This is a genomic window from Paenibacillus sp. Cedars (assembly GCF_003184205.1).
GTDB classification, from domain to species: Bacteria; Bacillota; Bacilli; order Paenibacillales; family Paenibacillaceae; genus Paenibacillus_AQ; species Paenibacillus_AQ glucanolyticus.
In genome coordinates, this window is record NZ_CP020866.1 from 2,260,703 (window position 1) to 2,274,875 (window position 14,173).

At 46.4% G+C, this 14,173-nt stretch carries 19 protein-coding genes; 18 read left to right on the top strand and 1 reads right to left on the bottom strand.

Annotation, left to right across the window (positions count from 1 at the left end; all coding sequences use genetic code 11):
• Positions 1 to 12: 12 nt before the first annotated feature.
• The 18 genes from B9D94_RS12075 (at position 13) to B9D94_RS12160 (ending at position 12,513) form a co-directional block, all read left to right on the top strand.
• Positions 13 to 483: a hypothetical protein gene (locus B9D94_RS12075; protein ID WP_148247107.1), complete on the top strand. Its 471-nt coding sequence runs from the start codon at positions 13 to 15 to the stop codon at positions 481 to 483.
• Positions 484 to 699: 216 nt separating this feature from the next.
• A complete protein-coding gene (locus B9D94_RS12080) occupies positions 700 to 1,101 on the top strand; it encodes a NusG domain II-containing protein (RefSeq protein WP_006210864.1) in 402 nt (133 codons plus the stop codon).
• A gap of 168 nt (positions 1,102 to 1,269) precedes the next feature.
• A complete protein-coding gene (locus B9D94_RS12085; RefSeq protein WP_148247108.1) occupies positions 1,270 to 2,436 on the top strand; it encodes a purple acid phosphatase family protein in 1,167 nt (388 codons plus the stop codon).
• Between the two features lie 144 nt (positions 2,437 to 2,580).
• Complete coding sequence (locus tag B9D94_RS12090) at positions 2,581 to 2,805, top strand: DUF3139 domain-containing protein (protein WP_253806143.1); 225 nt, start codon at positions 2,581 to 2,583, stop codon at positions 2,803 to 2,805.
• 116 nt (positions 2,806 to 2,921) lie between these two features.
• Positions 2,922 to 3,467, top strand: coding sequence for a GNAT family N-acetyltransferase (locus B9D94_RS12095; RefSeq protein WP_148247109.1), 546 nt, complete (start codon positions 2,922 to 2,924; stop codon positions 3,465 to 3,467).
• Positions 3,468 to 3,642: 175 nt separating this feature from the next.
• Positions 3,643 to 4,320, top strand: coding sequence for a hypothetical protein (locus B9D94_RS12100; RefSeq protein ID WP_148247110.1), 678 nt, complete (start codon positions 3,643 to 3,645; stop codon positions 4,318 to 4,320).
• Positions 4,321 to 4,344: 24 nt separating this feature from the next.
• Complete coding sequence (locus B9D94_RS12105) at positions 4,345 to 4,887, top strand: GrpB family protein (protein ID WP_148247111.1); 543 nt, start codon at positions 4,345 to 4,347, stop codon at positions 4,885 to 4,887.
• Between the two features lie 110 nt (positions 4,888 to 4,997).
• A complete protein-coding gene (locus B9D94_RS12110) occupies positions 4,998 to 5,744 on the top strand; it encodes a GNAT family N-acetyltransferase (protein WP_148247112.1) in 747 nt (248 codons plus the stop codon).
• A 157-nt stretch (positions 5,745 to 5,901) separates the two neighbouring features.
• On the top strand, positions 5,902 to 6,486 hold the full coding sequence (locus tag B9D94_RS12115) for a GNAT family N-acetyltransferase (RefSeq protein ID WP_253806144.1): 585 nt from the start codon (positions 5,902 to 5,904) through the stop codon (positions 6,484 to 6,486).
• Between the two features lie 9 nt (positions 6,487 to 6,495).
• Positions 6,496 to 6,753, top strand: a complete 258-nt coding sequence (locus B9D94_RS12120; protein WP_148247113.1) for a hypothetical protein — start codon at positions 6,496 to 6,498, stop codon at positions 6,751 to 6,753.
• 40 nt (positions 6,754 to 6,793) lie between these two features.
• On the top strand, positions 6,794 to 7,489 hold the full coding sequence (locus B9D94_RS12125) for a YjjG family noncanonical pyrimidine nucleotidase (protein WP_148247114.1): 696 nt from the start codon (positions 6,794 to 6,796) through the stop codon (positions 7,487 to 7,489).
• A 45-nt stretch (positions 7,490 to 7,534) separates the two neighbouring features.
• Positions 7,535 to 8,014 carry a GNAT family N-acetyltransferase gene (locus B9D94_RS12130; protein ID WP_172963938.1) on the top strand — a complete coding sequence of 160 codons (480 nt, stop codon included), beginning with the start codon at positions 7,535 to 7,537 and terminating at the stop codon, positions 8,012 to 8,014.
• Positions 8,015 to 8,033: 19 nt separating this feature from the next.
• A complete protein-coding gene (locus tag B9D94_RS31470) occupies positions 8,034 to 8,426 on the top strand; it encodes a zinc ribbon domain-containing protein (RefSeq protein ID WP_006210853.1) in 393 nt (130 codons plus the stop codon).
• A gap of 31 nt (positions 8,427 to 8,457) precedes the next feature.
• Positions 8,458 to 9,105, top strand: coding sequence for an HAD family hydrolase (locus B9D94_RS12140; protein WP_148247116.1), 648 nt, complete (start codon positions 8,458 to 8,460; stop codon positions 9,103 to 9,105).
• A gap of 320 nt (positions 9,106 to 9,425) precedes the next feature.
• Complete coding sequence (locus tag B9D94_RS12145) at positions 9,426 to 10,043, top strand: YqaA family protein (RefSeq protein ID WP_063480580.1); 618 nt, start codon at positions 9,426 to 9,428, stop codon at positions 10,041 to 10,043.
• A 70-nt stretch (positions 10,044 to 10,113) separates the two neighbouring features.
• On the top strand, positions 10,114 to 11,352 hold the full coding sequence (locus B9D94_RS12150) for an MGDG synthase family glycosyltransferase (RefSeq protein WP_148247117.1): 1,239 nt from the start codon (positions 10,114 to 10,116) through the stop codon (positions 11,350 to 11,352).
• Positions 11,353 to 11,369: 17 nt separating this feature from the next.
• On the top strand, positions 11,370 to 12,005 hold the full coding sequence (locus B9D94_RS12155; protein ID WP_148247118.1) for a DedA family protein: 636 nt from the start codon (positions 11,370 to 11,372) through the stop codon (positions 12,003 to 12,005).
• Between the two features lie 151 nt (positions 12,006 to 12,156).
• Positions 12,157 to 12,513, top strand: a complete 357-nt coding sequence (locus B9D94_RS12160) for a glyoxalase superfamily protein (RefSeq protein WP_006210847.1) — start codon at positions 12,157 to 12,159, stop codon at positions 12,511 to 12,513.
• Between the two features lie 164 nt (positions 12,514 to 12,677).
• On the opposite strand, the gene B9D94_RS12165 is transcribed toward B9D94_RS12160, so the two are convergent.
• Positions 12,678 to 14,108 carry a MocR-like pyridoxine biosynthesis transcription factor PdxR gene (locus tag B9D94_RS12165; RefSeq protein ID WP_148247119.1) on the bottom strand — a complete coding sequence of 477 codons (1,431 nt, stop codon included), beginning with the start codon at positions 14,106 to 14,108 and terminating at the stop codon, positions 12,678 to 12,680.
• Between the last annotated feature and the right edge of the window lie 65 nt (positions 14,109 to 14,173).

Genomic DNA, 14,173 nt, shown 5'->3' on the forward strand with positions numbered 1-14,173 from the left:
GGGGTGTAGAGCATGTGGCGGAAGCCGGAAAGCAAGGATGAAGAGACACAGGTGCTGATCAGTCAGGTTACCCGGAAAATGAATCGCAAATCGCTTCTGAACCAATTTGCGCAAAAGACGGCAGAGGCGCTGGCCAAGATATTGGTTCGGCCTGACGATGATGAAATCGTCAAAATCTCGTTCGCCGCGGGCCCTTGCAGACCTCCGCACGGACAATATTGCACGGGCTGCGGGGCAGACGCCTCCTGCCCTTCAGATTATATCGTTTGTACACCCAACACGGTAATCACTGATTGCAAAGGGTTATGTCCTTATCCTGCCGGGTGGTGGTATACAAGTGATCCGGTCGGGCAGCGGGCGAAGTGTCAGGATTGCATCTCCCAACAAGCGCATCCTTACATCGGACGGGATTGGTGTTATCAGGGCGCACAGGTCTATGGACGTTATGTCATCTGTGCATGCAGGTCAACGGATATGTATTGAGCTGTTCGCAATCATCAGCGCATTCTCGCAAAAATTCAGCCGAACCTATGCTGATTTCGGACCAATGGACAAATAAACAGGTCCCCCTTTCGTTTTGTACAAGCTGTTAGCCGAACAAACATCCAGGAAATTGGAGATTATGACGGAAATCATTTCAACTTGGTCATAAATCATGCATACTTAATTTCCTAATAGGGTTGGAAGGGGCATGCGGCCATGGCTAAAGTAAAACGAGGGGATATCATTTTGTTCACTATGATCCTGATTATTGGATCTGTAACGGTTCTTCAATGGTGGAGCCATCAGCATGTGGCGTATGAGCAGGGGCAGCTCCAGGCGTTGATCACGGTCAATGGTAAGGAATATGAGACGGTCCCTTTGATCGGAGACGAGCGTGTCATTGATATTAAGACCAAATATGGCCATAACACGCTGAAAGTTTATGATTACGGCATACAGATGATATATTCGGATGCTCCGAAGAGCATTGCACTGGATATGGGGTTTATTTCAAAGCCATACCAGCAGATCATTTGCGTTCCGACAAGAGTCGTGGTTGAAGTGTTGGTTCCGGAGACTGAACAGGGAGAGTCGGATCTGGATGCCGTGGTTGGATAAGCGAATAGAATAGTGGAGGAGCCGGCTGATTAAGTCGGCTTTTTTCGGTTTTTCAAGGCCAATGTTATGGTGAAGCACTCGTAACTTTTTCGCGGAAAGATCGTTATAATTAGAGGATGAGTCGCATAACAACACATTGCCGAGAAATAAAATGGATGGGGGAGTAAAATGCTTTCCATTGTAAAAGGACCGTATCTCCAAAACCCGGCTGAGCATTGTATAACCGTCATGTGGGAAACTTCGTTACCTGCGTCCTCCAGAGTGGACGTCTTGCTGGCTGAGCGAATACACAGCGGATATCAAGGGAACTACAAGTTGCCGGATAAGCCATTCGGCACGTTCACTGTCGGGTCTGAATCCAGGATTCACCAAATTACAGTAGAGGGTCTTGAGCCGGGGACCATCTATTATTACAAGATTCACTCACGCAATGAATCAGGTGAGATTGAATCCAAGCTGTATATGTTCAAGACCGCGGTAGGACGCGGTGTGCCATTCTCCTTTACGGTGACCAGCGAAACCGGAGGATACAGCGGGTTTGATGCTACAGACGGTCTTATCAATCAGAGGATATTCAGCCAGATGAAGCAGTATAGACCCGATATTGCCTTATTTGTCGGGGATGTTGTCAATGACGGGAAGAACGATGAGGATTGGAATACATATTTCTTCGGACCCGGCCGCGATTTTTTTGTGGATACGCCATTTTACAGCTGCCTGGGGAATCATGAGGACAACGCATCCTGGTATTATAACCTTTTTGCTTTTCCTGAACCTCGGAACTATTATTCCTTCAACTATGGGGATGTTCATTTCGTCTGTTTGGACAGCACGGATTTGATAAAAAAGAAAGATTATCCTTACAGCTCCGGGGTGATGGGTCCGGGAAATCCGCAATATGATTTTTTGGTGCGTGATTTGGAATCGTCGTCTGCGCGGTGGAACATCGTGTTTTTTCACTATCCACCGTATGTTTCAGGCGGTTACCAAGTGGAGGCTCTCCGGCAGCTCTGTCCGGTATTTGAAGAGTACGGAGTGGATTTGGTTATGAGCTCGCACACGATTGTATATGAGCGAAGCCATCCGCTCCGAGACGGGATAATTGATTACGATCATGGGATTGTTTACATTGTAGCAGGTGGTGCCGGGGCCATGCCGGACTGGCTGCTTCCCAAGAGAGAGTGGCATACATCGCAGTCCTTGGCCGTACCGCATTTTCTTCAAGTGGTAGTTACAACGGACCGTTTGGAATTGCGTGCCGTCGATGACCAGGGGCGGTTATTTGACCAACTGCAGATACGAAAAAACACTGAGGGCAGAAGAGATTTCATCTAATAAAAAAGTTATTATAATAACTCGAAAGGAAAAGAAATCGAGTCTACCTTGATATGGGATGGAGATCAATTTGTTGCGCAGGGTTCAGGGGAATAGGATGAAGAAGTTCAAAATTACACTATTGATTCTGTTGGTGCTGTTGTATTGTCTCCCATTGTGTACGTACAGGTTAATGAAATGCTCTATGCCAAAAGGGTCAACGCTTACCTTCTTGAAGAAGAGCATTATCGGCAAGAAGAGATACAGTCCGTTCAAGGCATATGGGGAGTGAAGCTGCCTCCATTTTATACGGTTGTGATCTTCAAGGATGAGCCAGAAGTCGAATACATCTATTTTGCGCACAACCATATTATGCAGTTCGAGTACTGATTGACTCCCGAGGGAGAAGCTCGCGGAATTACCCGATCACAACTGAAACATTATAATCCTAGAGATTGATATGATATTATTTACGTATTGGATACGTTTACAAGGGGGAGCATCACATGTCCATTGCATGGCAAACATCACGTCTGCAGTTGAAGATTCTGGATCAGGATCGGGCAGCAGAAGTGGTGGATTTTATCGTCGGGAACGAGCCTTACTTCAAAATTTGGGAGCCTGTAAGGGAACCGGAATACTTTACGATTGGTAAACAAACAGAGCTTCTTGCGGCGGAAAGACGCAGTATAGCTGACGGCACCCTGTTCAAGGTGTGGCTGCATCAGGATGACAAGATCATCGGATCCGTAGCGGTCAGCAACATCGTTCGTGGCGTATTTCAATCGGGGCATGTCGGCTACAAGCTTGCACAGAGTCACACGGGAAAAGGGTATATGACCGAAGCGCTGAGCGCTGTCGTATCCCATTGCTTTGATACACTGGAGATGCACCGGCTGGAAGCCAATATCATGCCGAGGAATGCAGCCTCGTTGAATGTGGTGAGACGCTTAGGCTTCTATGAAGAGGGTATGGCAATCAAATACCTGAAAATTAACGGTGTGTGGGAGGACCATCTTCATATGGTTATCCGAAATGAACGCCTGGAGTAAAGTGCTTGAAGCGTTTTACCGAGACTCGAGGCCTGAGACGGGAGCTTTTGAGGCTGGGTCTTCGTTTTTTTGTGTTATATCAATATCATCAGCGCTGTGGAGGGGGTATCATGCTTCGGCCCCATTGTATTTCGAAATATAGGCTGTTGATTATCGATCGGGAGAGGGTACGTGTATGTCCAAAATGCCTAAGGTTGCCATCGGTTTGATATTGTTAATCATCGTGTCTTTAGCTTCAAATCTGGTATTATTCAACGCCTTACATAAGAATAAGCAAGAGAATGCCCAGAGCATTCAAAGAGTGGAAGAGAACATGAAGCAATTACAGGATGATATGCTGCTGGCCCAGTCCAAAATTACGCAGATGGATCGTGTTAATCCACAATCCGATGCTCATCAGCAACAGGAGGCTGTGGCGGTCAGCAGCATGAGCGACGAGGCCATTTCCGAGGTCCAAGCTGATATGAAGAAACTCAATCAGATCGTAGATCATCTGCCTCAGGTTAAGGAAAAGCTGGGTTTTATTCTAGCTGTTAAGAAGGAAGCTGCCGGCTATTCCCTTGTATTGGATGATGTAGAATGGTTCTCAGCTGAAGCAGCAGAGCAAGCTGCCGCCGAGGATGGCGTTCCTGACACTGCTTCTTTAAGCAATGGATTCTATATTCGCAATCCGGTAACAGACGATACGCATATACACCTCCCAACGGATGCATTGCTGTATGTACTGGACGGGTCAAGAACGGTTGAAGTGAAGCTTCATGAAATGGTCACGATGAATCTCGTAGATCGTTTGTTTCATGTGCGGTATGCGGGAGACTCTGCCATCCTATTAGAAGAACAATACAGACCTTAACCAATTAAACACGAGGTGAATGACATGGGGGAGTTTCATCAGGAAGCTTGGCCCGATTGGGCAACGGAGAAGATTAGTATTGCCGCACCGGATCCTGCCTGGCTTAACAAAGGACTTCATGAGGTTACCGAACTTAAGCAGTTGCTGGCACAATATGGTGTTGTGCAGATCGAACATATCGGAAGCACGTCCATACCTGGGATGCCGGCAAAACCGATTATCGATGTCATGGCGAAGATCCAATCTTTTGAAGAGATTGACTGTATAGCTGAGATGCTGGAGGTGCATCGCTGGAGCTATGTTCCACCAGAGTTGGATGGGAGAACGTACCGAAGATTTTTTGTCAGAGTCAGGAATGATCGGCGAGAGTGTCACTTGCATCTGATGCTGGACAAGGAGCCGAGATGGGAGAAGCAGCTTCAGTTTCGGGATCGGCTTAGGGAGCAGCCTAAGTGGGCTCAGCAATATGCTGAATTGAAAGTGAAGCTGGCACAAGAGAATCAGGATGATCGAGAGGCATACACGGCTGCAAAAACAGAGTTTATCCAGCGTGTACTTGGAAGCTAGAGGAGAGGCATGCGTGTAATCGGCAGCTTCCTATCAATTTGCTCAAATTATTGAATAAATTTTCGATGAAATGTATATTTATTCTCAACAGGTTATAGGGAGTGGTAAATATGCATAAGCGAATTGAAGAACTGACACTGAATGCGTGGCCGGCCATCCAGACGGTGGTCCAGCATGGCTGGTTGCTGCGATTTGCAGACGGTTTTACGAAGAGGTCCAACTCAATCAGCGCGTTATATTCAGAGCATCCGATAGATCTTCACGCGCAGATTCATCAATGTGAGAGAGGTTATGCAGATGCCGGACTTGATGTTATTTTCAAAATCACGCCATTCAACCCGCCCGATCTGGATTCAACATTAGATTCTATGAATTACACTGTTGTTGATCCATCCAGTGTCAGAATCCTGGAGCATTTGCATGATGTCGAGGCCCCTACTCATCATGAAGTGACCGTTCAGGAGCATGTAAGCGATGACTGGCTTCATAATCTGGGAGTGATAACGGGACAGTCAGAGCAGGATCTGGTAACTACGAGAAGGTTGTTATGTCAATCTGTTATTCCATACGGATTCTTTACTCTATATGATCAATCCAAGCCCGTAGCCTGCGGGATTGGAGCTTTGGAGCAGGGGGTTCTCGGGCTTTATGATATTGCCACCTCGCCAGCTGCCAGAAATCGGGGTTTCGGCAAGCAGCTGGTGCTGCACATCCTTCAATGGGCAAAAGCGAAAGGTGCAACTTGCAGTTATCTGCAAGTGATACAAAATAATGTTGCAGCTAACCGTTTGTATGATCGGTTACAGTATAAAGAGATTTATACGTATTGGTATAGACGTAAACAGGTAGTGCGTTAGGTGCTTGTAGGGGGTTCGAGCCTCTATGCCTCGCGCGCCGGGGGTTACTCTGTATCAGTAACCGTTGTATAATCATGGAAGAGGCTGCGGAAGACCCGGTTTTAGAGGAAGCAGTCTAAGCCGGATTCGTTAAGGAAATGAATGTAGGAGGACTATTTTGAACAATTATACAATGACCGATCCGCAAGGCAAACCCTTTATAATTGAATGTGAGGATATTGTTCTTAGGGAATATATGCTGGAGGATCTGGATGCCATATACAAGATCACGCATGAACCGGAGATCAGGCAGTACCTGCCGGGTTGGGATGTGCCGAAGGAACAGCGCCTTGATTGGCTGACCAACTATGAGATGGTTGAGAATCGACAGTTCCTGCAAGCCGTTCAGGACGGCGGGGATGTGGGCCAACTGCGTCTGCGATTAGTTATTGTGTTGAAGGATACCGGAGAGACCATTGGCTGGTGCAACACAGGACCCAAGGACGGGCTGCCTTATCCTAACAGGGAAATCATGTATGGAATGTCCAACCGGCATCACAATCAGGGATATACAACCCAGGCTGCTCGGGGATTAATCGAGTTTTTGTTCCAGAATACAGGGGAGCTCGAATTATGTGCTGCTGCTCTGCCCGGCAATGAGGCTTCCAATAAAGTTATCCGAAAATGCGGGTTTACGTACGTCGGCGAGGTCGAGCTCGATCAGGAGCTTCATCATTACTATAGGCTCAGCAAAGAGGGTTAAGGAGGTAATATGAAAACTCTTGCCTTGGGAGCAGGGATATTCATCGTCGTTGAGCTGCTGCTCATTATGCTCTTGGCAGTGGATGAGTGGATCATGATTATGCTGGCTGCAGGTGTTATGATTACATTGTTATCTTTAATACTCCATTATCAGATGAAGCTGGTAAAGAGTGGAAGGGATTATGTGGTCCATCAAAAAAGACAAAAGATTCATGAACTGAATCAAAAGTTCAGAGAACATCTGTCATCTGAATCGGCACCGGAGTAAGCAGCGCAAACAAGAATAAAGCATGCGAGGAGGCACATCGTTGCGATATAAGGTTATATTATTCGATGCAGATGATACGTTGTATGATTATGCCAAGTCGGAGGCTTTTGCATTGTCAGGTTCATTTGGCGAGATCGATCAGGAATGCACGGCCGCTATCGTGGACAGCTACAGGCGTATTAACCAGCAGTTATGGAACGAATTCGAGCAAGGAAGCGTTACGCAGAGTGAACTGCGAACAGCCAGATTCGAAAGGCTGCTGGCCGAACACAGCATTGAATGTGACCTGGATGCCGATGCATTCAGCCATACCTACATTAAGTATCTAGGACAGGGCTCATACCTGATCGAAGGGGCAAAAGAGCTATGCAGTCAGCTTGCGGAACGCGGGCAGCGAATGGCCATCATTACGAACGGAATCAAGGAAGTACAGTTTAACCGAATTCACGGTTCTGCGTTATGTGATGCCTTTGAATGTATTATCGTCTCGGAGGATGCCGGTTCTCAAAAGCCCCACGAAGGGATTTTTGATTATGCCTTCGATAAATTGAACCACCCCGATAAGAAGGAGGTCCTCATCGTTGGTGATTCTCTAACTTCCGATATACAGGGCGGCATTCGTTACGGGATTGATACTTGCTGGTATAACCCGCAACGCAAGGCAAACTCCACGTCCATTCAACCCAAGTATGAGATCCATACGCTGGAGGAGTTACACGATATTATATCGTTTTAGAGGATCGGTTTCGATGGGCAGGATGAATATGGAGGTATCATGATCATGATCCATTATAGACTTCTTCAGGAACAAGATTGTAAACTTGTGTTGGAGCTAATGGGGCGACATCCACTGCAATTTCCTGGCTTTGTCCAGCGATTGTATCCTGAAAGGTGGGATCTTTATTTACAACATAAGGATGATGCGAAATACTGGGTGGCTGTTAGGGATACAGAAGATGTTGTGGGTCATGCCGGATACATATGGAATTCTGATCTGAAAAGATATGAAATTGTTGGTGTGGTGGTTTCTCCGTTTTATCAACGGCAGGGAATTGGCGCCGGCATACTGGATGCCGTATGTGCAGGCATTCGGGATCGAGGCCATTTCACAGCCGTTTTATTCACCTTGGGTCACCCTGGGAATGAAGGTACTCTCAACTTTTACAAACGCCTCGGATACCAACAAACCCGTTACGAGCTTAATTATTTTGCCGAAGGGTATTCACGAGTAGGGTTTGAGAGAACGTTGTTGTCTACATGATTGGGAGGAAGGTGCTGGTGTGGTTCAATGCCCATGGTGTGCGAGCGATGTAGCTTTGATTGACCAGACGTGTCCGGTATGTAAACACGAGGTATTGCCTGAGCATCTGATATCTGGGCCGGACGAAGAGACAAGCGTCCAGAGTGATCCATTAACTGAAGCGGGCTGCCTCAGCATGGAGGAATTGATGATCAGCAAATTCAATTGCCGACGCTGTGGTCATCGGGATTGCATCTCGCAGGAAGTTAGCATGAGCGGTACCGGTGTTAGCAAAATTTTCGATATCGATTATCACCATTATTTGTTCGTATCCTGCACCCGGTGCGGATTCGTAGAGGTATTCAATCCCGATGTCCTGCGGGGCCATAAATCCGGGGCGCTGGGAACGGTGCTGGATATCATATGGGGTTAAGCAAGAAACAATACAACAAAGGGGTATGAACATGATACAAGCTTTTATTTTCGACATGGATGGCGTCATTATTGATAGCGAGCCCATGCACTTTGATGTGGATATTCAGGTAATGAACTATTACGGGTCGGCTATAACCCATGAGCAGCTGGAGCAGTACGTGGGGATGACCAATCCGGAGATGTGGGCAGCTGTGAAAGAACAGCATAATCTGACTCCATCTGTTTCAGAAATTATTGAATACCAGTTGTCCAACAAAATCGAAATGCTGACTTCAAGTGAGATGGAGCCTATCGATGGCATACGGGAACTCCTGGCTGAGCTCAAAGCACGGAATATTCCGGCGGCTATTGCGTCATCATCGCCACCTGTATTCATTAAGGCCGTTCTCCGCAAGTTTGATCTGCTGGATCATTTTGAATGCGTTGTGAGTGGAGAAGAAGTGGAGAGAGGGAAGCCAGCACCGGATGTATATCTCAAGGCTGCCGAATTGTTGGGGGTGAAGCCACAAGATTGCATGGTGCTTGAAGATGCCCGCCATGGTGTTGCCGCAGCGAAAGCGGCAGGGATGAAATGCATCGGCTTTGTGAATCCGAATTCGGGAAATCAGGATTTATCCCAAGCCGATTATGTGGTGCATGCCGTTTCGGAAGTTGCGCAGATCTGCCAATTCGAATAGATTATTACCTAGAGCTTGGCCGCGAATTGCGGCTGGGCTTTTTTTTGTTTTACACCAAATGGACATAAACCCAACTTATTGATCATAAAACTCGTTTATACTATATCTACTATATTATATCTACTATTAGTATCTAGACCTAAGTCTAGGATGAATATCGTCTGAAGACGGAAGATAACCCTCTCCGATCATGATATCCTTGCATTAACAAGACACGGGAGAGGAATGTGAACGGATGCTTACTGATTTGATTCTAAACAACGATATCGCACAATATACGGGTTGCGTAGGTGGTAACCAAGCAGAGGAGATAAGGCCTGATGGATTTTTTACGTAATTTAGGCGATATCGGATTATTTATTCATGCCATGATCGATGCGATTATTTTTCCGATTCCGGCACTGTTCTCGCAGCTGTCCCTGAGCGCTCTGAGCCCGGACCGGGCGATCTGGCTCGCGACGATCGGATTTGCAGGGTGTTTGATTGGAACGCCTATCGGTTATGGAATTGGAAAAGTTTCCGGCAGTTTAGTCTTAAACAAGATCATGAAGAAAAAATGGTATGATTCAGCAACCGCATTGTTCACCAAGCATGGCGAAGCTGCCATACTTGTTGGAGCTTTCACGCCGATTCCCTTTAAAATATTTACCATTCTATCTGGCTGCATGAACTATCCTTTATGGAAACTTCTCAGTTATGCGGCTATCGGCCGCGCAGTGAAGTTCTATACCGTGGGCGTGCTGTTCTATGTTTACGGCCGTGCAGCTGAGAATATGGTGGATAGTGTACTCACGATTATTCTGGTGTCTGTTGGGATTCTGATCGGGGGCGTTTGGTTCACAGTACGGATGATTAAGAACCGCAAGAAAAAACGCTCTGAGACCTCAGTGGTGCAGCCTCCAAAAGATTCGATTGATGTGACGGCAGGTGAAGAATGATTGATGGTTCGATGATGAAGTTTTGATTAACGAATAAGCAACACATAACGTTAGATAAGGAGTAATATCAATGAGATCCATAAATGAGCAAAAAATATTAATATTAACCGGAAGCCTGGGAGAGGGTCACAACCAGGCGTCGAAGGCCATTGTGGAGTCAGCTAAAAAAAACTACCCTCATCTGCGCGTTAAAGTAATGGATTATATGGAGCTAACCCATCCACGGCTGCATGTGGCAGGCCAGTATTTCTTTGTGCAGTGGATGAAGCATTTCCCATCCGTCTACGGTTATCTATTTCAAAAAACACGTGAGGAAAACACCCTAATTCAGATGCTGAAGCGCTTCAGTACTTTCAGCCTGCATAAACTCAGCACAATGCTGGAGACGGAGAAGCCGGCAATTGTAGTCAGTACGTTCCCCCCGGCAGCAGCAGGCATGTCCTTATTGAAAGCAATGGGCTTTACCGATGTGCCAACGGCTACCGTCATGACGGATCACACGGATCACAGCTACTGGATACATTCTCACACGGATTATTATATGGTGGGTTCTGATGTCGTACAGCTTGCACTGGAGCGCAAAGGCGTGCCAAGTAAAAAAATCTCAGTCACCGGAATTCCCGTCAATCCTCTCTACAGCCAACCGGTGGATCAGGGCCGACTGCGAGATCATTACGGCATACATGCATCTGAGCAGGTTGTGCTGATCATGGGCGGAGGAGAAGGCATGATCGATAAAGAGGTTATCGAATGGATGAAATCACGGGAATACCCGCAGAATGTGCGATTTATAATCGTGTGCGGCCGTAACACGAAGTTGTATCAATCGCTGCAGGAGGATTTTTCGGATCATTCCCAAATAACGGTCATGGGTTATGTAGATCGTATGCATGAATTGATGGCGATGGCTGATTTGATGGTGACAAAACCAGGAGGACTCACCATATCCGAAGCGTTGACGATGGAACGTCCTATGTTATTAGTTAAACCGCTGCCGGGTCAAGAGCAGGATAATGCGGATTATCTGGTGGGAATCGGCGTGGCTCAGCAAGCCATGGCTGGTGAACTGAAACAGCAATTGCTGAAGTTGATTACGACTCCGGCACTTCTGCAGGAGATGAAGCACAAAGCCGCAATCAATACCCATAAAGATTCCGCACTATCGGTTCTGACCAGATTGCTCCATATTCAACAGAGCTATCGGCTTCGCGAATGGTCAGACGACATAACAGCTGTACCGTACGGGGTGCTAAACAGAGAGGTCTTTGAGAACGAGGCCCTACACCATTACTATGACAGTTATCGGTAAGATGAAGGAGTTTATCCATGAATTTGTTTGAATTGGTTGAGCAGTTATTTGAACAATATGGTTATTTGGTGTTATTGATTGGGCTGCCCCTTGATTTTATTGCTCTTCCAATTCCTCCTGGAAACAGCACCTTAACCTACACCGGGTTCCTGACCTATAAGGGGATCGTTGAGATGGTCCCTGCATTTGGATCAGCTTTTATAGGGGCAGCCATAGGGTTAACCATTACCTATATCCTTGGATATAAGCTGGGGATGCCGCTCATAGAACGCTATGGAAAATGGCTCTTCATTAAGCCATCCCTTGTGGAGAAAACACAGGTGTATTACAACAAGTATGGAAATAAGCTGCTCATTATTTGTTTTTTCATCCCCGGGGTGAGGCAATTCATCGGGTACTTTATCGGCATGATTCGAGTACCTTACCGGACGGTATGGATCTATGGATACACGGGGGTCGCAGCGTGGGTAATATCCTTCTTCAGCATAGGTTATATCTTTGGCGAGCAGTGGCAGTATATTCTGAATGTGGTCGAACATTATCTTAAGGTAATCTTTATCTGTCTGGCTTGTTCCTTTCTTATCCTGCTTGTGTGGAATCGCGTTAAACGTGAGAAAGCCAAAAAGCTCTCCAATGCCACCAGAAATGAATGAATGGCATGATTTGCATTTTAAAATAAAAGGTCTGCAGATTTGAATGCCCTTGCAACCGCTGCTTACAGCGTAGCTGCACACATACATAATGCGTTTAAAGAGATTTAGGTAAGTGATTGAATAGAATAAACAGGACATGGGAGGGAGAGTTATGAGCGAAATCATACCTTTATTCAGAGTATTCGATGAAACGAAGGCGAAAGAATTTTATATCCAATATCTTGGATTCACCCTGGATTGGGAACATCGCTTTGATGATTCCGCACCGCTGTACATGCAGATATCCAGGGATTCGTTAAAAATCCATTTGACGGAGCATTATGGAGACTGCTCACCCGGCGCAGCCATTCGGGTGGACCTGGTAGGGATTGAGCATTTTCATGAACAACTGATTCAGAAAAATTATCCATACTCCAGACCTGGCATCGAGATCGCGCCTTGGAACAGTAAAGAGCTGTGTGTCATTGACCCATTCGGTAATAAAATCATTTTTTATGAAGAGTCGTAATCGATAGAGAAGCTAGGTTTAATCCTGAATGCGTTTCGAACGCTGCGTAACTGATCGGATCGAGGACATTGAAGTGCAGCAAGTAGAAGAACATAGAAGTATTCCAATGAAACGGCTCGGCTCGCAATAAGCGGACAGGCCGTTTTGTTTGGTTGTAGAAGTATTCATTCACGAGGTATCCCTGCCTGAGAAGCATACTGATAAATTCTGCTCAGTCCTTCCTCAATCTCTTCTGTTGTGAGGTTCCCGTACCCTAATACAACACCGGTTGGAGTGGAGGGGCTCGGCTTGGCGATCCTGTATTTCGAAATCGTTTCAGCTTGGAAGCCGTATGCAGCCGTATCATTCCAAGGAAGAAGAGCGTACGCTTTCGGATGAAAAGAGATCTGAAGATGCATGCCTGCCTCATCGCCCAGAATGGAAATATCATTACCGAATAAGTGCTGAAGCCGTTCCGTCATGAAATTCCTGCGTTTCTTGTACACTTTCTTCATCTTATGGATATGTCGTTCCAGTTGGCCATCCAGAATGTACTGACTTAATGCCTTTTGAATGATAAAGGGTGTGTGCAAATTCAGTTTATCTTTCACTTCGGCAATGGTATCGATTAGACTCGGCGGAACAATTATAAATCCGATCCGAAGACTGGGCGACAAGGTTTTGCTAAACGTTCCCACATAGATGACTCTGGAAGGGGAGAGGGTCTGTAGAGGGGGTACAGGAATTCCCCGAAGACGGAACTCGCTATCATAATCATCTTCAATCACGAATGAGTCCGCTTCTTCAACCATCCGGATAATCTGATGTCTGCGTTGAATGGACAGCAGGCTCCCAGTAGGAAACTGGTGTGACGGTGTTAATAAAACAAGATGACCCGGAGTGATACTCGTAAGGGAGTCGATACGCATTCCGTTGAGATCGACTTCAACAGGAACAAGGCGATAGTCCATCAGCTTAAAAATCTCTTGTGTAAAATCGATTGTTGGATCTTCTATGTACAAGGAATGAAATTTTGGAGCGAATGATTTGGCCAGGAGAAAAAAACCTTCGGAAGCGCCCGAAACAATCATGATTTGTTCGGCTGTGCATTGAATGCCCTTGGAGCGGTATACATATTCGCATATTGCGGACCGAAGCGATAAATCGCCTTGGACATGGCCGTAATTATGTTCTTCAGACAACGTGCCTTCTGCTGCTTCTTTCAAGTATTTCGCCCAGATTTGCCTAGGGAACCATTTTTGGTCAGGAACCCCTGTCGCAAAATCAATGATTTGTTCACGCTCAGGTTTAGGCTGTGGCTGGACTGCCGCTCCGCTGGAAATTGTGGGAATACGCGAATCGGAAATGTGGAAGATTCCTTCGGCCACATAGGTGCCAGATCCTGCCCGACCATCCAGATATCCTTCGGCTATCAGCTGCTCATATACCTCGATGACAACATTGCGCGCAATTCCCCATTCCTTAGCCAAAACGCGAGTTGGAAGCAGTCTGGTTCCAGCCGACAGCTGCCCCGATTCGATGATCATTCGCAACTGCTGGCATATCTGACGCGTCACCGGTACCTTAGATTCACGGTCTACATAAATGCCGTACACGATTTTCCTCCTTTAATTGGTTCCTGTATAACAGCGAATATTGGATCTAACTATAAACCATTGTC

Bases quoted from the DNA above. Each gene is read 5' to 3' on its own strand.
- B9D94_RS12075 (WP_148247107.1), top strand. From the start codon at position 13: ATGTGGCGGAAGCCGGAAAGCAAGGATGAAGAGACACAGGTGCTGATC.
- B9D94_RS12080 (WP_006210864.1), top strand. From the start codon at position 700: ATGGCTAAAGTAAAACGAGGGGATATCATTTTGTTCACTATGATCCTG.
- B9D94_RS12085 (WP_148247108.1), top strand. From the start codon at position 1,270: ATGCTTTCCATTGTAAAAGGACCGTATCTCCAAAACCCGGCTGAGCAT.
- B9D94_RS12095 (WP_148247109.1), top strand. From the start codon at position 2,922: ATGTCCATTGCATGGCAAACATCACGTCTGCAGTTGAAGATTCTGGAT.
- B9D94_RS12100 (WP_148247110.1), top strand. From the start codon at position 3,643: ATGTCCAAAATGCCTAAGGTTGCCATCGGTTTGATATTGTTAATCATC.
- B9D94_RS12105 (WP_148247111.1), top strand. From the start codon at position 4,345: ATGGGGGAGTTTCATCAGGAAGCTTGGCCCGATTGGGCAACGGAGAAG.
- B9D94_RS12110 (WP_148247112.1), top strand. From the start codon at position 4,998: ATGCATAAGCGAATTGAAGAACTGACACTGAATGCGTGGCCGGCCATC.
- B9D94_RS12120 (WP_148247113.1), top strand. From the start codon at position 6,496: ATGAAAACTCTTGCCTTGGGAGCAGGGATATTCATCGTCGTTGAGCTG.
- B9D94_RS12130 (WP_172963938.1), top strand. From the start codon at position 7,535: ATGATCCATTATAGACTTCTTCAGGAACAAGATTGTAAACTTGTGTTG.
- B9D94_RS12140 (WP_148247116.1), top strand. From the start codon at position 8,458: ATGATACAAGCTTTTATTTTCGACATGGATGGCGTCATTATTGATAGC.
- B9D94_RS12145 (WP_063480580.1), top strand. From the start codon at position 9,426: ATGGATTTTTTACGTAATTTAGGCGATATCGGATTATTTATTCATGCC.
- B9D94_RS12150 (WP_148247117.1), top strand. From the start codon at position 10,114: ATGAGATCCATAAATGAGCAAAAAATATTAATATTAACCGGAAGCCTG.
- B9D94_RS12155 (WP_148247118.1), top strand. From the start codon at position 11,370: ATGAATTTGTTTGAATTGGTTGAGCAGTTATTTGAACAATATGGTTAT.
- B9D94_RS12160 (WP_006210847.1), top strand. From the start codon at position 12,157: ATGAGCGAAATCATACCTTTATTCAGAGTATTCGATGAAACGAAGGCG.